23 protein-coding genes are annotated in these 24,219 nt (G+C 71.7%); 21 read left to right on the forward strand and 2 right to left on the reverse strand.

The features are described from left to right. The 10 genes from ACWGQ1_RS04515 to ndk form a co-directional block, all read left to right on the forward strand. A partial coding sequence (locus ACWGQ1_RS04515; RefSeq protein ID WP_452312443.1) for a glutamine amidotransferase-related protein occupies positions 1-399 on the forward strand: 399 nt, incomplete at its 5' end. Further along, positions 396-1,919, forward strand: a complete 1,524-nt coding sequence (locus ACWGQ1_RS04520) for a serine hydrolase (RefSeq protein WP_452312444.1) — start codon at positions 396-398, stop codon at positions 1,917-1,919. The genes ACWGQ1_RS04515 and ACWGQ1_RS04520, both read left to right, overlap by 4 nt. Positions 1,920-2,013: 94 nt before the next feature. Continuing rightward, the gene (locus ACWGQ1_RS04525; protein WP_452312445.1) at positions 2,014-3,633 is read left to right on the forward strand and encodes an ABC transporter substrate-binding protein; all 1,620 of its coding nucleotides are present in this window, start codon (positions 2,014-2,016) and stop codon (positions 3,631-3,633) included. A 40-nt stretch (positions 3,634-3,673) separates the two neighbouring features. Continuing rightward, positions 3,674-4,618 carry an ABC transporter permease gene (locus ACWGQ1_RS04530; protein ID WP_247981817.1) on the forward strand — a complete coding sequence of 315 codons (945 nt, stop codon included), beginning with the start codon at positions 3,674-3,676 and terminating at the stop codon, positions 4,616-4,618. Continuing rightward, on the forward strand, positions 4,615-5,427 hold the full coding sequence (locus ACWGQ1_RS04535; protein ID WP_247981816.1) for an ABC transporter permease: 813 nt from the start codon (positions 4,615-4,617) through the stop codon (positions 5,425-5,427). The genes ACWGQ1_RS04530 and ACWGQ1_RS04535 overlap by 4 nt, the downstream gene beginning before the upstream one ends. After that, complete coding sequence (locus tag ACWGQ1_RS04540; protein WP_452312446.1) at positions 5,424-6,929, forward strand: dipeptide ABC transporter ATP-binding protein; 1,506 nt, start codon at positions 5,424-5,426, stop codon at positions 6,927-6,929. The genes ACWGQ1_RS04535 and ACWGQ1_RS04540 overlap by 4 nt, the downstream gene beginning before the upstream one ends. 252 nt (positions 6,930-7,181) lie before the next feature. Then, positions 7,182-10,571, forward strand: coding sequence for an isoleucine--tRNA ligase (gene ileS / locus ACWGQ1_RS04545; protein WP_247981814.1), 3,390 nt, complete (start codon positions 7,182-7,184; stop codon positions 10,569-10,571). Next, positions 10,568-11,920 carry a bifunctional folylpolyglutamate synthase/dihydrofolate synthase gene (locus ACWGQ1_RS04550; protein ID WP_247981813.1) on the forward strand — a complete coding sequence of 451 codons (1,353 nt, stop codon included), beginning with the start codon at positions 10,568-10,570 and terminating at the stop codon, positions 11,918-11,920. Before ileS ends, ACWGQ1_RS04550 begins: the two co-directional genes overlap by 4 nt. Continuing rightward, entirely contained in the window at positions 11,917-12,339 is a 423-nt protein-coding gene (locus tag ACWGQ1_RS04555; protein WP_247981812.1) for a DUF4233 domain-containing protein, read from the forward strand. The genes ACWGQ1_RS04550 and ACWGQ1_RS04555 overlap by 4 nt, the downstream gene beginning before the upstream one ends. Before the next feature lies 1 nt (position 12,340). Then, a complete protein-coding gene (ndk, locus tag ACWGQ1_RS04560; RefSeq protein ID WP_136034032.1) occupies positions 12,341-12,757 on the forward strand; it encodes a nucleoside-diphosphate kinase in 417 nt (138 codons plus the stop codon). Between the two features lie 63 nt (positions 12,758-12,820). Here ndk and ACWGQ1_RS04565 read toward each other — a convergent pair whose 3' ends face one another. Continuing rightward, complete coding sequence (locus ACWGQ1_RS04565) at positions 12,821-13,438, reverse strand: vitamin K epoxide reductase family protein (RefSeq protein WP_136034030.1); 618 nt, start codon at positions 13,436-13,438, stop codon at positions 12,821-12,823. Positions 13,439-13,718: 280 nt separating this feature from the next. Between ACWGQ1_RS04565 and ACWGQ1_RS04570 the strand changes: the two genes are divergently transcribed. Further along, positions 13,719-16,409, forward strand: a complete 2,691-nt coding sequence (locus ACWGQ1_RS04570; RefSeq protein WP_452312447.1) for an Rne/Rng family ribonuclease — start codon at positions 13,719-13,721, stop codon at positions 16,407-16,409. On the opposite strand, the gene ACWGQ1_RS04575 is transcribed toward ACWGQ1_RS04570, so the two are convergent. Next, positions 16,371-16,640: a DUF4031 domain-containing protein gene (locus ACWGQ1_RS04575; protein WP_136030663.1), complete on the reverse strand. Its 270-nt coding sequence runs from the start codon at positions 16,638-16,640 to the stop codon at positions 16,371-16,373. The two genes, ACWGQ1_RS04570 and ACWGQ1_RS04575, sit on opposite strands and share 39 nt — an antisense overlap. A 213-nt stretch (positions 16,641-16,853) precedes the next feature. Between ACWGQ1_RS04575 and rplU the strand changes: the two genes are divergently transcribed. The 10 genes from rplU (at position 16,854) to ACWGQ1_RS04625 (ending at position 24,209) form a co-directional block, all read left to right on the forward strand. Continuing rightward, on the forward strand, positions 16,854-17,162 hold the full coding sequence (gene rplU / locus ACWGQ1_RS04580) for a 50S ribosomal protein L21 (RefSeq protein WP_168387232.1): 309 nt from the start codon (positions 16,854-16,856) through the stop codon (positions 17,160-17,162). 19 nt (positions 17,163-17,181) lie between these two features. Beyond that, the gene (gene rpmA / locus ACWGQ1_RS04585) at positions 17,182-17,439 is read left to right on the forward strand and encodes a 50S ribosomal protein L27 (protein WP_017202370.1); all 258 of its coding nucleotides are present in this window, start codon (positions 17,182-17,184) and stop codon (positions 17,437-17,439) included. Positions 17,440-17,540: 101 nt separating this feature from the next. Then, entirely contained in the window at positions 17,541-19,043 is a 1,503-nt protein-coding gene (obgE, locus tag ACWGQ1_RS04590; RefSeq protein ID WP_452312448.1) for a GTPase ObgE, read from the forward strand. Beyond that, on the forward strand, positions 19,040-19,825 hold the full coding sequence (gene proB, locus ACWGQ1_RS04595; RefSeq protein WP_136030666.1) for a glutamate 5-kinase: 786 nt from the start codon (positions 19,040-19,042) through the stop codon (positions 19,823-19,825). The genes obgE and proB overlap by 4 nt, the downstream gene beginning before the upstream one ends. Before the next feature lie 9 nt (positions 19,826-19,834). Continuing rightward, positions 19,835-21,088: a glutamate-5-semialdehyde dehydrogenase gene (locus ACWGQ1_RS04600; protein WP_452312449.1), complete on the forward strand. Its 1,254-nt coding sequence runs from the start codon at positions 19,835-19,837 to the stop codon at positions 21,086-21,088. A gap of 64 nt (positions 21,089-21,152) precedes the next feature. Further along, positions 21,153-21,377 (forward strand): hypothetical protein, encoded by a 225-nt coding sequence (locus ACWGQ1_RS04605; RefSeq protein WP_136030670.1) that lies wholly within the window; start codon positions 21,153-21,155, stop codon positions 21,375-21,377. Positions 21,378-21,384: 7 nt separating this feature from the next. After that, positions 21,385-21,987, forward strand: coding sequence for a nicotinate-nucleotide adenylyltransferase (nadD, locus tag ACWGQ1_RS04610; protein WP_136035386.1), 603 nt, complete (start codon positions 21,385-21,387; stop codon positions 21,985-21,987). Beyond that, a complete protein-coding gene (locus ACWGQ1_RS04615; protein WP_452312450.1) occupies positions 21,984-23,138 on the forward strand; it encodes a hypothetical protein in 1,155 nt (384 codons plus the stop codon). Before nadD ends, ACWGQ1_RS04615 begins: the two co-directional genes overlap by 4 nt. Beyond that, the gene (rsfS, locus tag ACWGQ1_RS04620; protein WP_136030675.1) at positions 23,138-23,518 is read left to right on the forward strand and encodes a ribosome silencing factor; all 381 of its coding nucleotides are present in this window, start codon (positions 23,138-23,140) and stop codon (positions 23,516-23,518) included. The genes ACWGQ1_RS04615 and rsfS overlap by 1 nt, the downstream gene beginning before the upstream one ends. Position 23,519: 1 nt before the next feature. Then, on the forward strand, positions 23,520-24,209 hold the full coding sequence (locus ACWGQ1_RS04625) for an SDR family oxidoreductase (protein WP_136030677.1): 690 nt from the start codon (positions 23,520-23,522) through the stop codon (positions 24,207-24,209). Positions 24,210-24,219: the final 10 nt, after the last annotated feature.

A 24,219-nucleotide genomic window follows, 5' to 3' on the forward strand; every position in this document is an offset into this window, starting at 1 on the left:
AAGACCGGGCCGGTCGAACGCGGGGCCACGCCCATCCAGCCCACGGACGCGGGGCGCGAGGACGCGGTGTTCGCCGCCCTCGGTGACGAGGCCCCCATGATCGAGAACCATCAGGACATGATCACGGCTCTCCCGCCCGCGGCCGTGCTGATGGCCTCCAGCGCGGCGGTGGAGAACCAGGCCTTCCGGCTGGGCGCGCACGTGCGCGGCGTGCAGTTCCACCCCGAGGCGTCCGCCGCCGACCTGGAGCGCTGGGACGACGCGGCGCTGCGTGGCGAGGGACGGTCGCTGCCGGCCCTGATCGCGGAGGCCGAACGCGTGCACGACCACAACACCGCCGCGAGCCGCGCGCTCATCGAGGCATTCGCCGACGAGGTGCTCGCCGGGGTCTCGGCATGACGTCCCCCGGGCCCCGCGGGCCGGCGGAGGCGACGGACGAGGGCGTCCTCCGGCTCGGGCTGGACGACGACGCGCGGCGCGGGGCCCCCGCGGCCGTCGCGGCGGTGTGCGACCGGGGCACGGTGCGGGCGGTCGCGGTGCACGGACACCCGCACGGCGACGGGCGCCCGACCACACGCGACACCGTGTTCCGCATCGCCTCGATGTCGAAGAGCTTCCTCGCCGCGACGGTCCTGGTGCTGCGCGACCGCGGACTGCTCGACCTGCACGCGCCGATCACCACGTCGGTACCGGGCGTGCGACTGCTCCACGGCGGCCGGGAGTGCACGGTGACGGGGGAGCAGCTGCTGTCGAACCGCTCGGGGCTGGGAGAGGACAACGCCTGGGTCGACCGTCACCTCGGCGCCGGCCGGGAGGAGCTCGCGGCGCTGTTCGCGTCGGGGCTGCCGCTCGCCGCGGTCCCCGGCACCGTGTATCAGTACTCCAACCTCGGGCAGTCGCTGCTCGGGCGGGCGGTCGAGGCCGTGACCGGGAGAGCGGTGGAGGACGTGGTGCGCGAGGTGCTCCTGGAGCCGCTCGGGCTGCACCGCACCGCGCACACCCCCGACGCGTTCCCCGACGACGAGCGGGCGCACGGTTTCCGCACGTTCGACGGCGGGGAGACCTTCCGCCCCGAGCCGTTCGTGGGGGCGGGGGCGCTCGGGTGCATCGGCAGCATGGTCAGCACGGTGGACGACATCGCGACGTGGATGTGGTTCCTCGGCTCGGCGTTCACGGATGAGCCCGTGGCGTCGGAGGTGCTCTCACCCGCGTCACGCAGGGAGCTGCAGCAGCCGCGCACGCCCATCCCCGGGCCGCCAGGGGCGTTCCCCGGACACGAGCTCGCCGCCGCCGGCTACGGCTACGGGCTGGTCGTCGAGGAGGATCGACGGTTCGGGCGGATCGTGCAGCACTCGGGCGGGCTGCCCGGGTTCTCGTCGCACATGCGGTGGCACGCCGCGACCGGGCTCGGCGTGGTCGCCTTCGGCAACTCGGATAACTTCGCGGCGCGGCGCGTGGCCGGCGTCGCACTGGACGAGCTCCTCGCGGGCACGGGGGCGCCGTCGGCCGTGGTGCGACCGTGGCGGGAGACCGTGGCGGCGGCGCAGGCCATCGATGCGGCGATCCGTGAGGGCCGGTCCGCCTCCGCGTATCCCGTCCTCGCGGATCACGTGCTGGCCGACGTGCCCGCGGATGTGCGGGATGCGCGGCTGGGCGCCCAGCTCGAGGAGGTCGGCGGACTCGTGCCGGAGCAGGCGCCGTTCGCGGAGCGTGTGGTCGCCGCCGGGAGCGAGGCCGAGCTGCGCTTGCGGATCGCGGGAGTGCGGGCCGATCTGCGCGTCGAGGTGCGGATGATCGGGCTGCCCGAGCCGCGGATACAGTCACTGTCGGTCGTGGTCGTGCCGACGGGGGAGTCGCGGTCGGAGGGGGAGCAGCCGGGCCCGGCCGACCGCCACCGCCTCGTGCTCCCCGCACTCTGACCTCCGGCGCACGAGGGCCGCGGTTACAGATCGACCCCGTCCAAAAATCGGTTCTAGGATGGATCCATCCCACCCGATCGTTCTGAGGACCGTCATGCCCGCCACCCCCGTGCGTCGTCTCCTGCCCGCCGCCGCGCTCGCCGCCGTCACCGCCCTGGTGCTCGCCGCGTGCGCCGGTCCCTCCACCGATGCCGACGGCGAGGTGGGCGATGAGCTCGTCTGGTCGATCGAGGGCGCGAACCTCTCCGCGGGGCACATGGATCCGCAGGTCAGCCAGCTCGACGTCTCCGGCATGGTGCAGCGCGCCGTGCTCGACTCGCTCGTGTTCCAGGAGGAGGACGGCAGCTTCAGCCCGTGGCTGGCGACGGAGTGGGAGGTGTCGGACGACAGCACCGAGTACACCTTCACGCTTCGCGACGACGTGACCTTCACCGACGGCGAGCCGTTCGACGCCGAGGCCGTGAAGGCGAACTTCGACCGCATCGTCGACCCGAAGACCAAGTCCGCGCAGGCGGCCAGCATGATGGGCGCCGACTTCTACGAGGGCACGGAGGTCGTCGACGAGCACACCGTGAAGGTCACGTTCACGCAGCCGTACGCCCCGTTCCTGCAGGCCGCCAGCACGCCGCAGCTGGGCTTCTACTCGCCCGCGGTGCTGAAGGAGTCCGCGGCGAAGCTGAAGGCCGGGGGCCCGGGCGTCACCGTGGGCACCGGTCCCTTCGAGCTCACCGAGTACACGCCCGATCAGGAGCTCGTGTACACGCGCAACGACGACTACGCCTGGGGGCCGCACGGGGAGAAGGCGCCGTCGTTCCAGACGCTGCGCGTGGAGATCCAGCCCGAGGCCGCCGTGCGCAGCGGCGTCGTGCGCAGCAGCGAGGCCGACCTCGCCAGCGACATCCCGCCGAACCTGGTCGAGGAGCTCGGCGACGGCGTCACGGTCGACTCGGTCGAGTATGCCGGCCTGCCCTACTCGCTGTACCTGAACGAGAAGTACGGCGTGTTCGCCGACGAGAAGGTGCGCCAGGCGTTCGCGCGGGGCATCGACATCGACGCCGCCGTGGAGGAGATCTACTTCGGCCAGTTCCCGCGGGCGTGGAGCATCCTCGGCTCGACGACGCCCGGGTACGACGCGGCGCTGGAGGGCACCTGGCCGTACGACCAGGACGCCGCGAACGCGCTCCTCGACGAGGCCGGGTGGACCGAGCGCGACGCCGACGGCATCCGCATGAAGGACGGCGCGCGCCTCTCGGTGCGCTGGATCGCGTGGACCCCGGTGCCCGACGACCAGGCCGCGCTCGCGAACGCCATCCAGTCCGACCTCAAGGCGATCGGCTTCGAGGTGCAGCGCGAGGTGCTGGAGCCGGGCGCCTACAACGCGCAGTACGAGCCGAAGACGTTCGACCTCACGGACTGGGGCTTCTCGGGTGTGGACGCCGACTTCCTGCGCAACCACCTGCACAGCGAGGGCTTCCAGAACGCCTCGCAGGTCACCGACCCCCAGATCGACGCGCTGCTGGAGCAGGCGGTCTCCTCGAGCGACCAGGACACCCGCAACGCCCTGTACGCGCAGCTGCAGGAGTGGAACGCCACGTACACCGCGATCGTGCCGCTCTACAGCCCGTCCGCGATCACGGCGGTCGGCGAGCGCGTGAACGGCCTGCAGTACGACCTGTACGGCCGGCCGCTGTTCTACGATGTGACCCTCGGCTGAGTCCGCTCAGCCGCCGGGACGAGGGAAGCAGGACGCAACGGTGAAGGCTGCCCTGCCGCGGATCGCCGGCCTCCTCGCGACCGTGGTGGTGGTGCTGTGGGGCGCCGCCACCCTCGCGTTCCTCGCCTTCCGGCTCATCCCCGGCGACCCGGTCTCGGTGATGCTCGGCCCGCAGGCGCAGGTGAGTGATGAGGTGAAGGACGGTATCCGCGCCGAGCTCGGGCTCGACCGGCCCGTCCTGGAGCAGTACGCGTCGTTCATCGGGCAGCTCGCCCGGGGCGACCTGGGCGAGTCGTATCAGCTGCGGCTGCCGGTGACCGAGGTGATCGGCCGTCAGCTCGGGGCGACCCTGCAGCTGTCCGCGCTGGCCCTGGCGATCGCCGTGGTGCTCGCGCTCGCCGTGACCGTGCTGGTGCGCGGACGGACGGCGCGCGCGGTGGCCGCGGCGGTCGAGCTGGTCGTGCTGTCCTCGCCGGTGTTCTGGATCGGGCTCGTGCTGCTGAGCGTCTTCGCGTTCGGTCTGGGGTGGTTCCCGGTGTCGGGCGCCCGCAACCCTGCGACCCTCGTGCTCCCCGCGGTCACGCTCGCGCTGCCGGTGGCGGCCCTGTTGAGCCAGGTGCTGCGCGACGCGCTCGTGCAGGCCGAGCGGATGCCGTTCGCCGAGACGGTCCGCGCGCGGGGGGCGAGCCCGTCGTGGTTCACGCTGCGGCACGGACTCCGTCACGGCGCGGCCTCGGGCGTCACGCTGGCCGCCTACCTCACGGGCTCGGTGCTGGGCGGCGCGGTGCTGGTGGAGACGGTGTTCGCGCGGCCGGGGCTGGGGCGCGTGACCCTCGCGGCGATCAGCGACCGCGACCTCCCCGTCATCACCGGCATCATCCTGCTGAGCGCCGTCGTGTTCGTGGCGGTGAACCTCGTGGTCGAGCTCGTGCATCCGCTGATCGACCCCCGGGTGCGGGCCGCAGCGGCCGGAGGCGCCCGATGAGCCGCGGTCAGCGGGCGGCCCTGTGGTCGGCGGTCGCGGTGCTCGCGGTGATCGCGGTCGCGGCGGTGTGGCCCGACCTCCTCGCTCCGCAGGACCCGCTGCAGACCGACGTGCGTTCGGCCCTGCTGCCGCCCAGCCCCGAGCACCTGTTCGGCACCGACCAGAGCGGACGCGACGTGTACGCGCGCGTGGTGCACGGGGCCGGGCGGTCGCTGGGCATCGGGCTCCTCGCGACCGGGATCGCGGTCGTCGTCGGGCTGCTGGTCGGCGCGGTGGCGGGGATGGCGCCGCGGGGCGTGGACCTCACCGTGATGCGGGTCAACGACGTGCTGATGGCGTTCCCCGAGTTCCTGGTGGCGCTCGTGGTGGTCGCGGTGCTGGGCCCGGGACCGGTGAACATCGCGATCGCGGTGACCCTGGCCGCGGTGCCGGTGTACGTGCGCCTGGCCCGGGTGCAGACCAGGACGCTGCGCGTGGCCGAGCACGTGGAGGCCGCGCGCATCCTCGGGGTGCCGCCGCTGCGGGCCTTCACCCGTCACGTCGCCCCCGGGGTGCTGGGCTCGCTCAGCGTGCTCGCGACGATCGGCATCGGATCCAGCATCCTCGCCGCCGCCGGGCTCAGCTTCCTCGGCCTCGGGCCGTCCGAGCCGACCGCGGAGTGGGGGCTGATGCTCGCCGGAGGCCGGAACGTGCTCGGACAGGCGTGGTGGATCTCGGTCTTCCCCGGCATCGCGATCACGCTCTCGGTCGTGTGCGCGACGGTCGTCGGACGGATCCTGCGGGCCAGGGCGGACGGGAGGACGGCATGAGGGCGCTCGAGCTGCGGGGTCTGCGGATCGCGTTCGACGGCACGGCGGTCGTGGACGGCGTCTCCCTGTCGGTCGAGCGCGGCGAGTGCGTCGCGATCGTGGGGGAGTCCGGTGCGGGCAAGACCCTCACCGCCCGCGCTCTGCTCGGGCTCACGCCGCGTGCGGCGACCGTGACCGCGGAGGGGCTCGTGATCGACGGGACGGATGCCGCCGCCCTCGGCGAGCGCGCCTGGCGGCGCCTCCGCGGCGCGCGGATCGGCCTGGTGTCGCAGGACGCGCTGGTCTCGCTCGACCCCCTGCGCCGCATCGGGGCGGAGGTCGCCGAGCCCCTGCGCCTGCACCGCCTCGCGCGCGGCCGGGGCGCCGTGTCGCAGCGGGTGCAGGAGCTGCTGCGGCGCGTGTGGCTGCCCGAGCCGGAGCGCCGCGCCCGCCAGTACCCGCACGAGCTCTCCGGGGGACTCCGCCAGCGCGCCCTGATCGCCTCGGCGCTCGCGGCGTCCCCGGCGGTGCTGGTCGCGGACGAGCCGACGACGGCGCTGGACGCGACGGTGCAGGCGCGCATCCTCGACCTGCTGCGGGAGATCGCCGACAGCGGGACAGCGGTGCTGTTCATCAGCCACGACGTCGCGGCCGTGCGCCGGCTGGCCGACCGGGTGCTGGTGATGAAGGACGGCGTCGTGGTGGAGTCGGGTCTGGTCGCGGAGGTGCTGGAGCGTCCGCAGCACGAGTACACCCGGGAGCTCATCGCCGCGACCCTGCACGAGCCGCGCGACGCACCCGCCGGCGAGGCGGCCCCGATCCTCGTGGCCGAGGGCGTGGCGAAGTCGTTCGGCGCCACGGCCGCCGTGGTCGGCGCGTCGTTCACGGTGCCGGAGGGGCGCACGCTCGGGATCGTGGGAGAGTCCGGGTCGGGCAAGACCACGCTCGCGCGGCTCCTGGTCGGCGTCGAGAAGGCGGACACCGGGTCGCTCGCCTGGCAGGGATCGCCGCGGGTGCAGCTCGTGCACCAGAACCCGCTCGGCGCGTTCGACCCGCGGTGGACGATCGGGCGGTCGCTGCGCGAGGCCCTGGAGGCCGGCGGGGTGCCCCGGTCCGAGCGCCGTGCACGGGTCGCGGGGCTGCTCGCCGAGGTGGGCCTCGGCCCGGAGCTGGCTGCCCGGCGCCCGCTCGCCCTCTCCGGCGGACAGCGGCAGCGCGCGGCCATCGCCCGGGCGCTCGCCGCCGACCCCGAGGTGCTGGTGCTCGACGAGCCGGTGTCCGCGCTCGACCCCTCGGTGCGCGAGCGCGTGCTGCGGCTGCTGGCGCGGCTGCAGCGGGAGCGACGGCTGACGATGGTCCTGGTCTCTCACGACCTCGACGTGGTGGGCGCGGTCGCCGACGAGGTGCTGGTCATGCAGGACGGGCGCATCGTCGAGCAGGGTGCGACGGCCGAGGTGTTCGCCGCGCCGCGACACCCGTTCACGCGCGAGCTCCTGGCCGCGGCCGGTACCGCGCGCCCCTGACCCGATGCCGTGGTCCCGGGGTGCCGCATCCGCGTACACTGGGAGCACGAGCATCGATCCGGCCATCACCGGGGAGCTCTCGGAAGAACGGTCCCGGCCCCGCGTCGTGGCTCAGTAGAACCGAGCGGGGCAGGCCCGTCACAGCCGCAGTGAGAGTGGTCGCGTCGCACGGCGCGGCACGCGAGGTGGTACCGCGGTCCGCGAGGGTCGTCCTCGCAGCAGCATCCGCCACGACGACCACTGCGAGACACGATGACCTACCCGCGCTCCTCCTTCGGACCCGCCGCCGACCAGGCCGCCACTGTGGCGCCGAGCCCCCGCTTCCCGCAGATCGAGGAGGAGGTGCTCGACTTCTGGAAGACCGACGACACCTTCCGCACCTCCATCGCGCAGCGCGAGGGCGCCCCCGAGTGGGTGTTCTACGACGGCCCTCCCTTCGCCAACGGGCTGCCCCACTACGGCCACCTCCTGACCGGCTATGCGAAGGACGTGTTCCCGCGCTTCCAGACCATGATCGGCAAGAAGGTCGACCGCGTCTTCGGATGGGACACGCACGGTCTTCCCGCCGAGCTCGAGGCGATGAAGCAGCTCGGCATCACGGAGAAGCGCGAGATCGAGGAGATGGGCATCGACGTCTTCAACGAGAAGGCGCGCTCGTCCGTCCTGAAGTACACGCACGAGTGGCAGGACTACGTCACCCGCCAGGCGCGCTGGGTCGACTTCGAGCGCGGCTACAAGACGCTCGACCTCGGCTACATGGAGAGCGTGCTGTGGGCCTTCAAGACCCTGTACGACAAGGGACTCGCCTACGAGGGCTATCGCGTGCTGCCGTACTGCTGGCGCGACGAGACCCCGCTCTCCGCGCACGAGCTGCGCATGGACGACGACGTGTACCAGATGCGCCAGGACCCGTCGGTGACCGTGACCTTCCCGCTCACCGGCGCCAAGGCCGAGGCGCTCGGGCTCACCGGCGTGCGCGCGCTCGCCTGGACGACCACCCCGTGGACGCTGCCGACCAACCTCGCGCTCGCCGTGGGGCCCGACATCGAGTACGTCGTGCTCCCCGCGGGGCCTGCGGGCGCGGCGGACGTGCATCAGGGGCGTGGCGCGCCCTCGGCCGACCTGGTCGCCGTCGAGTCGTCGGCGCACCGCTACCTGCTCGCGAAGGACCTGCTGGGCGGCTATGCCAAGGACCTCGGGTACGAGAGTGCGGAGGAGGCGGCGGCCGCGGTCGAGGCGACGCTGCGCGGCGCGGAGCTGGCCGACATCACGTACGACCGGCTGTTCGACTACTACGCCGACGAGGAGACCTACGGCACCCAGCACGCCTGGCGCATCCTCGTCGACGACTACGTCACCACGACCGACGGCACCGGCATCGTCCACCAGGCGCCCGCCTACGGTGAGGACGACCAGCGCGTGGCGGGGGCCGCGGGCATCCCGACGATCCTGTCGCTCGACGACGGCGGCCGCTTCCTGCCGAACGTGACCGATGTCGCGGGCGAGCTGTGGATGGACGCCAACAGCCCTCTCGTGCGGATCATCCGCGACAACGGGCGTCTGGTGCGCCTGCAGAGCTACGAGCACTCGTACCCGCACTGCTGGCGGTGCCGGAACCCCCTGATCTACAAAGCCGTGTCGAGCTGGTTCGTCCGCGTCACCGACATCAAGGACGACATGCTCGCGAACAACGAGCAGATCACCTGGGTGCCGGAGAACGTCAAGCACGGACAGTTCGGCAAGTGGCTCGAGGGCGCGCGCGACTGGTCCATCAGCCGCAACCGCTACTGGGGCTCGCCGATCCCGATCTGGAAGAGCGACGACCCCGAGTACCCGCGCGTCGACGCGTACGGGTCGCTGGAGGAGCTGGAGCGCGACTTCGGCACGCTGCCGCGCAACCCGGAGGGCGAGGTCGACCTGCACCGGCCGTACATCGACCACCTGACGCGCCCGAACCCCGACGACCCGACGGGCCAGAGCACGATGCGCCGCATCGAGGACGTGTTCGACGTGTGGTTCGACTCCGGCTCGATGCCGTACGCGCAGGTGCACTACCCGTTCGAGAACCAGGAGTGGTTCGACTCGCACTCCCCGGCGGACTTCATCGTGGAGTACATCGGCCAGACCCGTGGCTGGTTCTACGTCATGCACGTGCTGTCGACCGCGCTGTTCGACCGCCCGGCGTTCACGGGCGTCAGCTGCCACGGCATCGTGCTCGGCAGCGACGGCTACAAGATGTCGAAGTCGCTGCGCAACTACCCCGACGTGTCCGAGGTGCTCGACCGCGACGGCTCCGACGCCATGCGCTGGTTCCTCATGTCGAGCGCCGTGCTGCGCGGCGGCAACCTGATCGTCACCGAGGAGGGCATCCGCTCCGGCGTGCGGGAGTTCCTGCTGCCGCTGTGGAACTCGTGGTACTTCTTCGCCACCTACGCCAACGCCTCGGGCGACGGCGGGTACGAGGCGTCGTGGTCCACCTCCTCCACCGACGTGCTCGACCGCTACATCCTGGCGCGCCTGGGCGATCTGGTGCGCGAGGTGCGGGCCGACCTGGAGGGCCTCGACTCGACCACCGCGTCGGCCCGCCTGCGCGACTTCGCCGAGGTCCTGACCAACTGGTACATCCGCCGGTCGCGCGACCGGTTCTGGGTGGGCGTCACCGACGACCCGCAGAGCCGCGAGGCGTTCGACACGCTCTACACCGTGCTGGAGACGCTGTGCCGCGTGGCCGCCCCGCTCGTGCCGCTGGTCAGCGAGCGCGTGTGGCAGGGCCTCACCGGCGGCCGCAGCGTGCACCTGCAGGACTGGCCGGACGCCGGGCAGTTCCCGGCGGCCGACGAGATCCGCGACGCGATGGACGCCGTGCGCGAGCTGTCGAGCGTGGGCAACGCGCTGCGCAAGAAGGAGAAGCTGCGCGTGCGGCTGCCGCTCGCGCGCCTCACCGTCGTGTCGCCGCTGGCGGGCGACCTCGGGCAGTTCGAGGACATCCTCCGCGAGGAGCTGAACGTGAAGTCCGTCGAGCTCGTGTCCCTCACGGAGGACGCCGCGGCGGAGTACGGCATCAGCCACCGGCTGAGCGTGAACGCGCGGGCGGCCGGTCCGCGACTGGGCAAGCACGTGCAGAAGGCGATCCAGGCCGCGCGCTCGGGCGACTGGTCGGAGAGCGACGGCGTCGTCACCGCCGGCGGCATCGCGCTGGAGCCGGCGGAGTACGAGCTCGTGCTGGAGACGACGGGCCGGCCCGAGGGCGAGGCCCTGGCGATCGTGCCGTCGGGCGGCTTCGTGCTGCTCGACACCCGCACCACACCGGAGCTGGAGGCCGAGGGGCTCGCGCGCGACGCGATCCGCGTGGTGCAGGAGGCGCGCAAGAACGCGGGGCTCGACGTGAGCGACCGCATCGTGCTGGCGCTGAATGCGGCGCCCGCGGAGGCTCCGGCGCTGGAGGCGCACGCCGAGCTGATCGCCGCGGAGACCCTCGCCGTCGCGTTCGCGGTGCAGTCCACGGACGAGCTCGACCGTCTCGTCGACGAGGTCACGAGCCCCGGCGACGGCGTGCACCGCAGTGGGGCGAAGGCCCTCGGGGCGGGCAAGGCGCCCCTGATCGTCACGATCGACACGAACCTGGAGAGGGTGGGCGCATGAGCGCGAGGGACAGGGCGGACGCCGTCTACGAGACGCTGCTGAGCCGTGCGGGGGAGCGGTGGGTGCAGCCGCGCAAGGAGCGCACGGCCCGCGTGCTCGCCTACCTGGATGACCCGCAGCGCACGTACCGCGTGATCCACATCACCGGGACGAACGGAAAGACCTCGACCGCACGGATGATCGAGAGCCTGCTGCGCGCGCACGACCTGCGCACGGGCCTGTTCACGAGCCCGCACCTGGAGCGCTTCACGGAGCGCATCATGATCGACGGCGAGCCGATCGCCGATGAGGCCGTGGCCGACGCCTGGGACGAGATCGAGCCGTTCGTCGCGATCGTCGACGCCGAGCTGCAGGCCGAGGGCGAGGAACCCCTCACGTTCTTCGAGCTGCTGACGGTGCTGGCCTTCGTCGCGGTCGCCGACGCCCCGGTCGACGTGCTGGTGCTCGAGGTGGGCATGGGCGGCGAATGGGATTCCACGAACACGGCGGACGGCGACGTGGCGGTGTTCGCGCCGATCGACATCGACCACGCCGACCGCCTGGGCGACACGATCGCGAAGATCGCGGAGGTCAAGGCCGGCATCATCAAGGAGGGCGCAGCGGTCGTCTCGGCGCAGCAGCCCGCGGAGGCCGCCGAGGTGCTGCGTCGCGTGGCCGCCGAACGGCACGCGACCATCGCCTTCGAGGGCGAGGACTTCGGTCTCGCAGAGCAGAAGCTCGCGGTCGGCGGGCAGCTGCTCACGATCCGCGGCCTGGCCGGGCAGTACGCCGAGGAGTACCTGCCGCTGTACGGTGCGCACCAGGGGCACAACGCCGCCCTCGCTGTCGCGGCGGTGGAGTCGTTGATCGGCGGTGCCTCGCAGGCCATCGCGGGCGGCATCATCTCGGACGGCCTGCAGGGGAGCACCTCGCCGGGGCGGCTGCAGCTGCTCGGCATCGCGCCGACGGTGATCGTCGACGGCGCGCACAACCCGCACGGCGCCGCCGCGCTCGCCCAGGCCCTCGACGACAGCTTCGACTTCGACGAGTGGGGTCTGGTGCTGGGCATCCTGGCCGACAAGGACGCGGCGGGCATCGTGGCGACCCTCGCGCCGGCCGCGGCGCACGTGTTCGCGACCGCGCCGGAGTCGGATCGCGCGAGCGATGCCGACATGATCGCCGACCTCGTCGAGCAGACGGGCCGCCGGGCGACCGTCCACCCGTCTCTGGCCGACGCCGCCGATGCGGCGCGCGAGTGGGCGGCCGCCTCCGACCGCCGCGCCGTGATCATCGCCGGATCGGTCGTGCTCGCGGGGGAGGCCATCGCGCTCTCGGAGGACGAGGACTGGAAGGCGGGGTGGCGCGCGTGAGTGCCGACGCCGCCTCGCCGCGCCCCGCGCGCCGGCCGCGTCCGCCGCGCACGCTGGTGCAGAAGCTCGCCCCGATCGTGCTCGGCTTCGAGGCGATCGTGGTGTTCCTGGTGGGTCTGACGCTGTTCGGCCTCAAGGCGCTGCCGGCGGGCATCGAGCAGTGGTGGGGCATCGTCGGCGGTGCCGTGGTGGCCCTCGCGTGCATCGTGATCGCGGGGCTCATCACGAAGCCGGGGGCGATCGCCGCCGGCTGGATCGTGCAGGTCATCGTGGCCCTGGCGGCGATCGCCGTGCCGGCGGTGCTGCTCGTCGTGCTGATTTTCGGCGGCATGTGGGCGTATGCGACCATCATGGGGGCTCGGCTCGACGCACGACGTCCCGCTCAGCCCTCGACCGAGACTCAGACAGAGAGTGAATGACATGGCCACCGAAGAAACCCTCGTCCTCGTCAAGCCCGACGGCGTCGCCCGCGGCCTCACCGGCGCGATCCTCGCCCGCATCGAGGCGAAGGGATACGCGCTCGTCGACATCCGCCTGGTCGAGCCCGACCGCGACCTGCTCGCGCAGCACTACGCCGAGCACGAGGGCAAGCCGTTCTACGAGCCGCTGCTGGAGTTCATGATGTCGGGGCCCTCCGTCGCGATCCGGCTCGCGGGCAACAGGGTCATCGAGGGATTCCGCTCGCTCGCCGGCACCACCGACCCGACGACCGCCGCGCCCGGCACGATCCGCGGCGACTTCGGGCGCGACTGGGGCCTGAAGGTGCAGCAGAATCTGGTGCACGGTTCGGACAGCCCGGAGTCGGCCGCCCGGGAGCTGGGCATCTGGTTCGACTGACGACCACACGACGAAGCCCGTCCGCCGAGAAGGCGGACGGGCTTCGTCATGCGTGCGGCCGGCTCAGAAGACCATGCCGATGACCTCGCCCAGCAGGTCGAGCCCGCGCAGCTGCGCGAGCAGGATCACCACGGCGTAGGCCAGGACGGTCGCGAGCGGCACCCACGCCATGAGGCGGTTCGCGCGGGCCTGGGTCTTCTCGTTGCTCGTGAAGCTCCCGTTGCGGGTGAGGTGGAGCATGGTCGCGAAGAACGTGGGGATCGTGACAGACCAGGTGAGCATGCACCAGGGGCAGAGCACGCCGAGGTTGGGGGCGTACAGGCTCTGCCAGATCAGCCAGCAGACGAGCCCGAAGGCGAAGGTGATCCCGGCGCCGAACGTGAGCCAGAACCAGCGGGGGAAGCGGGCGCCGGCGAGCAGAGCGACGCCCATGAACAGCGGCGCCATCCAGCCGGCGATGCCGATGATCGGGTTCGGGAAGCCGAACACCTCGCCCTGCCACGAGCCGAGGTTCTTCCCGCACTGGATCATGACGCTCACGTTGCAGCTGAGGTCGGCGTCGGGGTTGGCGAGCTGGATGAACTTGTCCATCGTGAGCTGGAAGGCGGCGAACCACCCGATGACGGCCGCGACGATCAACCAGACGGCGTAGACGACGGGGCGGGTGCGCTGCTCGCTCATGTTCAGGATTATCTCAGCGAGTGCTATGGATGGGGCGAGAACGGCCCCGGGGAAAACGCGCCATCATCACCGATGCCGCGAACGGGGCCATGTGGTGCGATAATGACCTGTGATGCGATGAACGGCGCCGCCGCGACACGCATCGACGCAGACTTCGGGGCCCATGCCCCACGCGACCAGAGCCCAGAGCCGGTCGCACGCCGATTGAGTTCGCGGAACCCGCGGGTACCGCATGAGATTTCACGGAGCACCCGGTGCCCGTGCAGGGAGTACGCCAGAGATGGCCGATGAGAACAATGACCACAACCCCTCCGCTCTCGATCTCCCGGCTGGTGCCGCGGATCCGGTGACGGAGCCGACGGCTCCCGCGACCGACGACACGCTCGTCGCGCCGCTCGCCGAGGACGACACGGCGGACATCGCCGCCGACGTCGCGGCCGACGAGCTCGCCGCCGACAACGCCGCCGTAGAAGATGCCGCGGCCGCAGCCGACGATGCCGCCGCAGCCGAGGTGGAAGACGCCGCCGCCGCGCAGGACGCCGCCGACGCGGTCTCCGAGCGGGCCGACGCCGACGCGGCATCCGGCGTTCCCGCCGACGAGGAGAGCGCGGACGAGGCTCCTGCCGACGCGGACGCCGCCGCTGACGCGCCGGCGAGCCAGGAGGCTGCCGGAGACGCTCCCGCCGATACCGTACCCGCCGCCGATGAGCCCGCCGAGCACGCTCCCGCCGCTGATGCGTCGTCCGACGATGCTCCCGCCGAGGGCGAGCCCGCCGCCGAGGCGCCGTCCGAGGAGGCTCCCGCCGCCGAGGCGCCGTCTGAGGCCGCTCCCGCCGAGGCCGCTCCCGCCGCCGAGAAGACGGAACCCGAGGCGCCGGCGCCCCTGACCGCCGTCTCCCTGGGCCTGCTGCCCGAGGTGTTCGTGTCGCAGGTGTCGACCCAGCTGCACTTCTACGCGCCCGAGGTCGTCCCGCTGCCGGCACGCCCCGGTCGCGACGAGCGTCCTGCCGAGCGCGACCAGGAGGAGTCGTCCTCCGGCCGCCGTGGCCGCCGCCGCCGCGGAGGTTCCGACGGCGACGAGCAGCGCGACGAGCCGCGTCAGCGCCAGCGCGTCGTGGAGTACATCACCGAGCCGAAGGCCATCAAGGGCTCGACGCGCCTGGAGGCCAAGAAGCAGCGCCGCCGTGACGGGCGCGACGCGGGTCGCCGTCGTCCGGTCGTCACCGAGGCGGAGTTCCTCGCGCGCCGCGAGTCGGTCGACCGCAAGATGGTCGTGCGCTCCAAGAACGGTCGCACGCAGATCGGCGTGCTGGAGGACGGCGTGCTCGTGGAGCACTACGTCGCCCGCAACCAGGACGCGTCGCTCATCGGCAACGTCTACCTCGGCCGTGTGCAGAACGTGCTCCCCAGCATGGAGGCCGCGTTCGTCGACATCGGCCGTGGTCGCAACGCCGTGCTGTACTCCGGCGAGGTGGACTGGGACGGCGTCGAGACCGGCAACCAGCCGCGCCGTATCGAGCTGGCCCTCAAGCCCGGCGACCGCGTGCTCGTCCAGGTCACGAAGGACCCGGTCGGCCACAAGGGCGCCCGCCTCACGAGCCAGATCTCGCTGCCCGGCCGCTACCTGGTGTACGTGCCCGGCGGGTCGATGAACGGCATCAGCCGCAAGCTGCCCGACAACGAGCGGGCGCGACTCAAGCGCATCCTCAAGGAGGTGCTGCCCGAGTCCTCCGGCGTGATCGTCCGCACGGCCGCGGAGGGTGCGACCGAGGAACAGCTGACGCGCGACGTCCAGCGGCTCACGTCGCAGTGGGAGCACATCCAGAAGCAGGTGGAGAGCCAGCAGGCACCCGCGCTGCTGCACGCCGAGCCGGATCTGCTGGTCAAGATCGTCCGCGACGTCTTCAACGAGGACTTCACGAAGATGCTCATCCAGGGTGAGGACGCGCAGCGCACGATCCGCGCCTACCTGGAGAGCGTCGCGCCCGACCTGCTCGAGCGCGTCGAGTCCTACGAGGACGAGGTCGACCCCTTCGACGCGTTCCGGATCACCGAGCAGATCGAGAAGGCGCTCGACCGCAAGGTGTGGCTGCCGTCCGGTGGCTCGCTCGTGATCGACCGCACCGAGGCGATGACGGTCGTCGACGTCAACACCGGCAAGTTCGTCGGTTCGGGCGGCAACCTCGAGGAGACCGTCACCAAGAACAACCTCGAGGCGGCGGAGGAGATCGTCCGTCAGCTGCGGCTGCGCGACATCGGCGGCATCATCGTGGTCGACTTCATCGACATGGTGCTGGAGTCCAACCGTGACCTCGTGCTGCGGCGTCTGATCGAGTGCCTGAGCCGCGACCGCACGAAGCACCAGGTGGCCGAGGTCACGTCGCTGGGCCTCGTGCAGATGACCCGCAAGAAGCTGGGCCTCGGGCTGCTGGAGACCTTCAGCGAGGCGTGCGAGGTCTGCGCGGGTCGCGGCGTCATCGTGCACCACGACCCGGTGGTCAAGCACCGCGCCAACGGCGGCAACGGCGGAGGCGGAGGAAACGGCGGTCGCCGCCAGCGCGGCAACGGGAACGGCAACGGCAACGGGAACGGCAACACCGCTCCGGTCGTGGCCGCGGTGACGCACAGCATCACGGAGGGCGCGAAGTCGGCGCTCGCCCAGATCGCCGCGTCGACCATCGCCCCCTCGGGTGACGCCCCCGCCGAAAGCGCACCGGCCGAGCAGGCCGCCGCGCCCGCCGCCGAGCGTCCGAAGAAGGCCCGCAAGAAGCGCGGGGCCGACCGCAAGGGCCCGAAGTCACCGGCCGAGGAGCTCCTCGACTCGGTGCTGGACGCGCTTCCCGAGCCGAAGGCACCGGGGCAGGGGCGTGGTCGCCGCCGGGTGACGACGGCCGCGCTCTCCGGCACGCCGGTGTCGGTGGCGGCGGAGAGCTCAGCGCAGCCGGTCGCGGCCGCGGACCCGGAGGCCTGACGCGATCAGGCGGCGCACCAGTTCCTTTCCCGGAACGTGCTGGGCGCCGCCGGCGATCAGCCGCGCCACCGCGTCCTCCGGGACGTCGTAGTGGTCCAGGTCGAACGCGCGCGCCGGGATGCCGTGCGCGCGGGCGAAGTCGTGCAGCTCGTCGAGGTCGGTGTCGCTGACCAGGTGCGCCCACAGGCGTCCATGGGCCGGCCAGAGGGGGTCGTCGACGAGTACGGTCACCTCGCCAGCCTACGACCGGAGGCGCGACCGGTCTCACTTTGCGAGGGGCTCCGGCATCCGGTAAAGTAGTCCCTTGGTGCGCATGCCGCGTCGTCCTCGACGGCCGATGCGGAGAGTCTTGCATTCGCGCCCGTCGTACCAGCGACGCATGCAAGCAACAGTCTTCCCGTGAGATTCTCGGAGCCGCGTGCTCCCCAACGAAACAGGTATGAAGTGGTTTACGCAGTAGTGCGCGCCGGTGGCCGGCAGGAGAAGGTCGAGGTCGGCACCATCGTTCAGCTCGACCGTGTTCAGGCGGCCCAGGGCGAGAAGATCGAGCTGCCCGCTGTGCTGCTCGTCGACGGCGCCACGGTGACCACCGACGCCGACGCGCTGGCGAAGGTCAAGGTCACGGCCGAGGTCGTGGGCAACCTCCGCGGCCCGAAGATCGTCATCCAGAAGTACAAGAACAAGACCGGCTACAAGAAGCGTCAGGGCCACCGCCAGGAGCTCACGCGCGTCAAGATCACCGGCATCAAGTAAGACCGAGGAGACACAGGACATGGCACACAAAAAGGGCGCAAGCTCCACCCGCAACGGTCGTGACTCCAACGCTCAGCGACTCGGTGTGAAGCGCTTCGGCGGTCAGCAGGTCCTCGCCGGCGAGATCATCGTCCGCCAGCGCGGCACGCACTTCCACCCCGGCGTGAACGTCGGCCGTGGTGGCGACGACACGCTGTTCGCTCTGGCCGCCGGTGCGGTCGAGTTCGGCGCGAAGGGCGGCCGCAAGGTCGTCAACATCGTCGCTGCTGCTGAGTGATCACAGCACCACGCTAGACATCCGGTTCGGGGCGGGCTTCGGCTCGCCCCGTCCGCGTATCTGCCGTCAGTCTTCCCCCGCTACCTGAAGGACACGCACACATGGTCACGTTCGTCGACACCGTCACGCTGCACCTCCGTGCGGGTAAGGGCGGCAACGGCTGCGTCTCGGTGCACCGGGAGAAGTTCAAGCCCCTCGGCGGCCCCGACGGCGGCAACGGCGGCGACGGTGGCGACATCGTCCTGGTCGCCGATCCGCAGACGGGCACGCTGCTGTCGTACCACCACTCGCCGCACCGCTCCTCGGGCAACGGCGGGCCGGGCATGGGCGACCACCGGTCGGGCTTCGACGGCGAGTCCCTGGAGCTTCCGGTCCCGGTCGGCACGGTGGTCAAGTCGCCGTCCGGCGAGGTGCTCATCGATCTGATCGAGCCGGGGGAGCGTTTTGTCGTGGCCGCCGGCGGCCAGGGCGGCCTGGGCAACGCCGCCCTCGCGACACCCAAGCGCAAGGCCCCCGGTTTCGCCCTGCTCGGCACGCCCGGCTATGAGGGCGACGTCGTGCTCGAGCTGAAGACCGTCGCCGACGTCGCGCTGGTGGGCTACCCGTCCGCCGGCAAGTCGAGCCTGATCGGCGCCATCTCGGCCGCACGCCCGAGGATCGCGGACTACCCCTTCACCACGCTCCACCCGAACCTGGGCGTCGTGCAGGTGGAGGACTTCCGGTTCACGGTCGCCGACGTGCCGGGACTGATCGAGGGCGCGAGCGAGGGCAAGGGCCTCGGCCTGGAGTTCCTGCGTCACGTCGAGCGCTGCTCGGCCCTGCTGCACGTGCTCGACTGCGCCACGCTCGAGCCGGGCCGCGACCCGATCTCCGACCTCGACGTCATCCTCGCCGAGCTGGCCGCCTACGAGGTGCCGGAAGGCCAGACGCCGCTGCTGGAGCGTCCGCAGCTCGTCGCGCTCAACAAGGTGGACGTGCCGGAGGCGCGCGACCTCGCCGAGCTCGTGCGCCCCGATCTGGAGGCGCGCGGCTTCCGCGTGTTCGAGATCTCGACGGTGTCGCACGAGGGTCTTCGCCCGCTCACGTTCGCGTTGGGCGAGCTGGTGGAGAAGCACCGCGCCGAGAACATCGCGGCGGAGAAGCCGCGTGAGCGCGTGGTCATCCGGCCGCGGGGCTCGAAGAGGGACTTCTCGATCCGCGTCGAGGGCGGCACCTACGGCAACGTGTACCGCATCCTCGGCGAGAAGCCGGTGCGCTGGGTGCAGCAGACCGACTTCCAGAACGAGGAGGCCGTGGGCTACCTGGCCGACCGCCTCGAGAAGCTGGGTGTCGAAGACGAGCTGTTCCGCCTCGGTGCCGTGCAGGGCTCGACGGTCGTGATCGGCGAGGGCGACAGCATCGTGTTCGACTGGGAGCCCACCATGAGCTCGGCCGCGGAGCTCATGACCGCGCCGCGTGGCACCGACCCGCGCCTGGCGCCGAACTCCCGCCGCACCACGTCCGAGCGCCGCGAGCAGTACTACGAGCGGATGGACGCCAAGGCGCAGGCGCGCGCGGAGCTGGAGGCCGAGCGCCTCGCCACCGCCCGCGAGGGCGACGAGTGACCGCACGCACGCGCGCCGACCTCGCGTCGGCGTCGCGCATCGTCGTGAAGGTCGGTTCGTCGTCCATCAGCGGCGAGTCGTCCTGGCGCATCCCGGTGATCGTGGAGGCCCTGGCCGCCGCGCACGCCAGGGGAGCCGAGGTGGTCCTGGTGTCGTCCGGCGCGATCGCCTCCGGCATCCCGTTCCTCCGGCTCGACGCCCGCCCGACCGATCTGGCGACGCAGCAGGCCGCCGCGGCGGTGGGCCAGAACATCCTCGTGTACCGCTACCAGGAGGCCCTGCGCCCGTTCGACATCGTCGCCGGGCAGGTGCTGCTCACCACGGGTGACCTGGAGAACCCGACGTCGCGGTCGAATGCCCGTCGGGCCATGGAGCGCCTGCTGGGTCTGCGCACCCTGCCGATCGTGAACGAGAACGACACCGTGGCGACGCAGGAGATCCGCTTCGGCGACAACGACCGCCTCGGCGCGCTCGTGGCGCAGCTGATCGAGGCCGACGCGCTGATCCTGCTGAGCGACATCGAGTCGCTCTACACCAAGCCGCCGACCGACCCGGGTGCCGAGCCGATCGACGTCGTGGCCCCCGACGCCGACCTGTCCGGACTGGAGTTCGGATCGACGGTCGTGAACAGCGTCGGTACCGGGGGAGCCGCCACCAAGGTCTCGGCGGCACGTCTCGCTGCAGCCTCGGGGATCGGCGTGCTGGTGACCAGCGCCGACCTGGTCGACCGGGCCCTCACGGGCGACGACATCGGGACCTGGTTCGAACCGGCGACCTCCTAGACTGGGCGGATGACCGACCCGACCCCCCAGGCGCGCCTGGAGCGCGCGAAGGAGGCCTCCCGCGCCACGGCCGGCCTCACCAGCGACGACAAGGCGCGCGCTCTCGAGGCGATCGCCCTGGCCCTGGAGGAGAACGCGCCGCGGATCATCGAGGCGAACGGGCGCGACATCGCCCGCGGCCGCGAGGACGGCATCGGCGACTCGCTGATCGATCGCCTGCGGCTCGACGAGCGCCGGGTCTCCGCGCTGGCCGCGGCGGTGCGCGAGGTTGCGGCGCTGCCCGACCCGGTCGGTCGCGTGGTCGGCGGTCACCGCATGCCCAACGGTGTCGCGCTGGAGCAGGTGCGGGTGCCGTTCGGCGTGGTCGGTGCGATCTACGAGGCCCGGCCGAACGTGACGGTCGACATCGCCGCCCTCGCCCTGCGGTCCGGCAACGCCGTGGTGCTGCGCGGGGGCAGTGCCGCGCGCGACTCGAACACCGTGCTGGTGGAGGTCATGCGTGGCGCTCTGGAGGGGGACGGGGTCACCCCGGAGGCGATCCAGACGGTCGACGACTTCGGTCGCGAGGGCGCGAAGGCCCTCATGCACGGTCGCGGTCTGATCGACGTGCTCGTTCCCCGCGGCAGTGCCGGCCTGATCGAGACGGTCGTGACGGAGTCGACCGTGCCGGTGATCGAGACCGGCGCCGGCAACGTGCACATCGTGCTCGACGAGAGCGCGCCAGACGACTGGGCGCGCGACATCGTGGTGAACGCCAAGGTGCAGCGTCCGAGCGTGTGCAACGCGGTGGAGACCGTGCTCGTGCACCGGCAGGCCGCGCCGCGGCTGATCCCCCTCGTCGCGAGCGCGCTCATGAGCGAGGGTGTGGCGATCCACGGCGACGACATCGTCGCGGGGCTGGTCGCCACCGTGATCCCGGCGACCGAGGAGGACTGGGCGACCGAGTACCTGAGCCTGGACATCGCGATGAAGGTGGTCGACTCGCTCGACGATGCGCTCGACCACATCCGCCGCTACAGCACGGGTCACACCGAGTCGATCATCACGACCGACACCCGCAACGCCGAGCGATTCCTGGCCGAGGTGGACTCCGCGGTGGTCATGGTGAACGCGTCGACGCGCTTCACCGACGGCGGGGAGTTCGGATTCGGCGCCGAGGTCGGCATCTCGACGCAGAAGCTGCACGCCCGCGGGCCGATGGGACTGTCCGAGCTGACCAGCACGAAGTGGCTCGCGCGTGGGGCGGGTCAGACGCGCGGCTGAGGGCTAGACTGGGGGACGCTGCATCCCCGACACCCGAGACAGCACGCCACGAAACGGAGCAAGGATGAACCTCGTCGCACAGATCGCGATGGCCGCCGCAGAGACCGAGCACCACGGCAACGTCGCGCTCGACACCCTGATCTTCGGAGTCATCGCCGCGATCGTGTTCGCCGCTCTCGGGTTCGTCACGCTGTCGTACAAGAACGTGGCGAACCGTCACTCGGCGAAGGCGGAGGCCTGGGCGGCGAAGCACGGCAAGGACGGCCACGAGGCGGGACACGGCCACTAGGCCTTTCATGAGCACTGCGACCACGCGCGCACCGCGCATCGGCGTGATGGGCGGCACCTTCGACCCGATCCATCACGGCCACCTGGTCGCCGCCAGCGAGGTCGCGCACTCCTTCGATCTCGACGAGGTGGTCTTCGTTCCCACCGGACGGCCGTGGCAGAAGGCGGAGGTCACGCCCAGTGAGCACCGCTATCTCATGACCGTCATCGCGACCGCGTCGAACCCCCGGTTCACGGTGAGCCGGGTCGACATCGATCGCGCCGGCCCCACCTACACGATCGACACGCTCCGCGATCTCAAGGCTCAGCGGCCCGACGCGGAGCTGTTCTTCATCAGCGGCGCCGACGCCGTGGCGCAAATTCTCAGTTGGAGAGACCATGATGAACTGTGGGAACTGGCCCACTTCGTCGCGGTCTCCCGCCCAGGACACGTTCTGAGCATCGACGGCCTCCCGAGCGACGACGTCAGCCAGCTGGAGGTGCCGGCGCTGTCGATCTCGTCGACGGACTGCCGAGAGCGAGTCCGCGACGATCAACCGGTCTGGTACCTCGTCCCCGACGGCGTCGTCCAGTACATCGCGAAGCACCATCTGTATCGGAGCAAGGAATGAGCACATCGGATCAGCGAGGTCCGCTCACGCGGAAGCAGCTGCGGGAGATCCGGTTGACTGGATCCACCCCGGTCATCACGGAGGAGCAGGCCGAGGCCGCTGCGGAGGCGGCGAACGCGACTCCGCCGGCGGCCCCGCTTCCCCGCGCGGCCGAGCCCGCCCCGGTGGCGCCGGCCCCGGTGGCCGACTCCGCGGTCGACCTCGGTGCCGCACCGCTCACCCGTCGCCAGGCGCGTGAGCAGGAGAAGATCAAGACCGCATCCGTGCCGGTCGTGGGAGCCGAGGCGACCGAGGACGACCGCGACGCCGCCCCCCGCGCAGAGGAGTCGGACGACGACTCGTCGATCGTCTCGGGCATCCCCGACTTCTCCTCGCCATCGGCCCCGGTGGTCGACGAGGTCGACGACGACGACGACGTCGACGACGAGGTGTCGATCGAGCCGGTGAGCGCCGCCGACGCCGTCGAGTCCGCCGGGAGCGTGCCGCTCGCCGAGCCGGCGGAACCGGAACCGGTCGACGTGGCCGAGCTGCTCGGCGTCCCCGACGCCGCGGAGGCCGACGAGGCTGAGCCCGGGTCGACGGACGAGCGCGACGACCTGCTCGCCGATCAGGACGACGACCGCGGCGAGGTCGCCGACGGCGAGCGTCCCACCGTGAGCCCCGCGTTCGGCGAGGGCGTGCTGGCCGCCGAGGAGCCGGCGAAGCCCGCGTCGTTCCGGCCGTCCTTCGACGAGCTGCTCACGTCCAACGACTCGGGCGGCTCGCACCGCTCGCCCAACGCGCTGATCTTCACGCCGTCGCCCGGGGAGGGGTCGCTGTCCGGGCCCGTCGCGTCGACGGGGGAGATCCTCATCACGGGTTCCTACGAGCTGCCGAAGGGCATCGGTTCGCAGGGCCACGCACACGGCACCGCCGACGGCAAGGATGTCGACGCCGTCCTCATCGACGGGGAGCTGCCTCCGGCGTCCTCGCCCACCCCCATCGCTGCCAGCTCGGCTGTCAGCACCATCAAGCCCGCCGGCGAGGTCATCCGTCCGCCCGCGCCCGAGAAGGGCAATCGGCTGATGCTGATCCTGGCGATCGTCGCCGGTGGCCTCGCTCTCGCGCTGGGTGTGGCACTGGTCGTCGCCTTCACCACGAATGTGTTCTGATGCAATCACCTGAAACCGCCGAAGAGATGCTGCGCATCGCCGCCGAAGCCGCCGTCGCGAAGGGCGGGGAAGACCTGGTGGCGCTCAACGTCTCCGAGCCTCTTCCGCTCGTCGACATCTTCCTGCTCGTCACGGGCAACAGCGAGCGCAACGTCGCCGCGATCGCCGACGAGATCGAGGACCGCCTGGTCGAGTCCGGCCACAAGCGCGTGCGCCGCGAGGGCCGCGCGGAGGCGCGGTGGGTGCTGCTCGACTTCGGCGACCTGATCGTGCACGTCTTCCACCAGGAGGAGCGCGTCTACTACGGGCTCGAGCGCCTGTGGAAGGACTGCCCCGTGATTCCGCTCGACGTCGTCGAGACCGCTGCAGACGCGGGCTGAGGTGGCCACCCATCTGGTGACCGGCGCCGGTTCCGGTATCGGCGCCGTCCTCGCCCGTCGCCTCCTCGAGCGCGGCGACCACGTGGTCGTGCTGGCGCGCGACGCGGGGAGGGCGCGGCAGATCTCCGACGAGCTCCCCGGTGCCACGGCGATCGTGGGCGACCTCGCGCAGCCGGGGCGGCTCTCGTGGGCGCTGTCGAAGCAGAGCCTGCCCGACCGCCTCGACGGTCTCGTGCACGCCGCCGGTGTCGTGGACCTCGGTGCCGTGGGCGAGCTCACACCCGCCCTGTGGGAGCAGCAGCTCGCCGTCAACCTGGTCGCGCCCGCGGAGCTGACGCGCCTGCTGCTGCCGGTGCTGCGGGTGTCGCGCGGGCACGTGGTGTTCGTCAACTCCGGGGCCGGGCTCCGGGCGAACCCGGAGTGGTCCGCCTATGCGGCATCGAAGCACGGCCTGCGGGCCCTCGCCGACGCGCTGCGTGCGGAGGAGGCGGAGCACGGCGTGCGCGTGACCTCGATCTACCCCGGCCGCACGGCCACGCCGATGCAGGAGCGGGTGCACCGACAGGAAGGGGCGGAGTACGACGCATCGCGCTTCATCACCCCGGACGCGGTGGCGACCACGATCCTCACGGCGCTCGACCTTCCGCGTGACGCCCACCTCACCGACCTGACCGTCCGTCCCGCCGGCTGAGCTGCGGCGC

This window comes from Microbacterium sp. NPDC055599 (genome assembly GCF_053618975.1).

What these genes read in the sequence shown, in the direction of transcription:
- ACWGQ1_RS04520 (WP_452312444.1), top strand. Translation starts at nt 396, where the DNA reads ATGACGTCCCCCGGGCCCCGCGGGCCGGCGGAGGCGACGGACGAGGGC.
- ACWGQ1_RS04525 (WP_452312445.1), top strand. Translation starts at nt 2,014, where the DNA reads ATGCCCGCCACCCCCGTGCGTCGTCTCCTGCCCGCCGCCGCGCTCGCC.
- ACWGQ1_RS04535 (WP_247981816.1), top strand. Translation starts at nt 4,615, where the DNA reads ATGAGCCGCGGTCAGCGGGCGGCCCTGTGGTCGGCGGTCGCGGTGCTC.
- ACWGQ1_RS04540 (WP_452312446.1), top strand. Translation starts at nt 5,424, where the DNA reads ATGAGGGCGCTCGAGCTGCGGGGTCTGCGGATCGCGTTCGACGGCACG.
- ileS (WP_247981814.1), top strand. Translation starts at nt 7,182, where the DNA reads ATGACCTACCCGCGCTCCTCCTTCGGACCCGCCGCCGACCAGGCCGCC.
- ACWGQ1_RS04550 (WP_247981813.1), top strand. Translation starts at nt 10,568, where the DNA reads ATGAGCGCGAGGGACAGGGCGGACGCCGTCTACGAGACGCTGCTGAGC.
- ndk (WP_136034032.1), top strand. Translation starts at nt 12,341, where the DNA reads ATGGCCACCGAAGAAACCCTCGTCCTCGTCAAGCCCGACGGCGTCGCC.
- ACWGQ1_RS04565 (WP_136034030.1), bottom strand. Translation starts at nt 13,438, where the DNA reads ATGAGCGAGCAGCGCACCCGCCCCGTCGTCTACGCCGTCTGGTTGATC.
- ACWGQ1_RS04570 (WP_452312447.1), top strand. Translation starts at nt 13,719, where the DNA reads ATGGCCGATGAGAACAATGACCACAACCCCTCCGCTCTCGATCTCCCG.
- rpmA (WP_017202370.1), top strand. Translation starts at nt 17,182, where the DNA reads ATGGCACACAAAAAGGGCGCAAGCTCCACCCGCAACGGTCGTGACTCC.
- obgE (WP_452312448.1), top strand. Translation starts at nt 17,541, where the DNA reads ATGGTCACGTTCGTCGACACCGTCACGCTGCACCTCCGTGCGGGTAAG.
- ACWGQ1_RS04600 (WP_452312449.1), top strand. Translation starts at nt 19,835, where the DNA reads ATGACCGACCCGACCCCCCAGGCGCGCCTGGAGCGCGCGAAGGAGGCC.
- ACWGQ1_RS04605 (WP_136030670.1), top strand. Translation starts at nt 21,153, where the DNA reads ATGAACCTCGTCGCACAGATCGCGATGGCCGCCGCAGAGACCGAGCAC.
- nadD (WP_136035386.1), top strand. Translation starts at nt 21,385, where the DNA reads ATGAGCACTGCGACCACGCGCGCACCGCGCATCGGCGTGATGGGCGGC.
- ACWGQ1_RS04615 (WP_452312450.1), top strand. Translation starts at nt 21,984, where the DNA reads ATGAGCACATCGGATCAGCGAGGTCCGCTCACGCGGAAGCAGCTGCGG.
- rsfS (WP_136030675.1), top strand. Translation starts at nt 23,138, where the DNA reads ATGCAATCACCTGAAACCGCCGAAGAGATGCTGCGCATCGCCGCCGAA.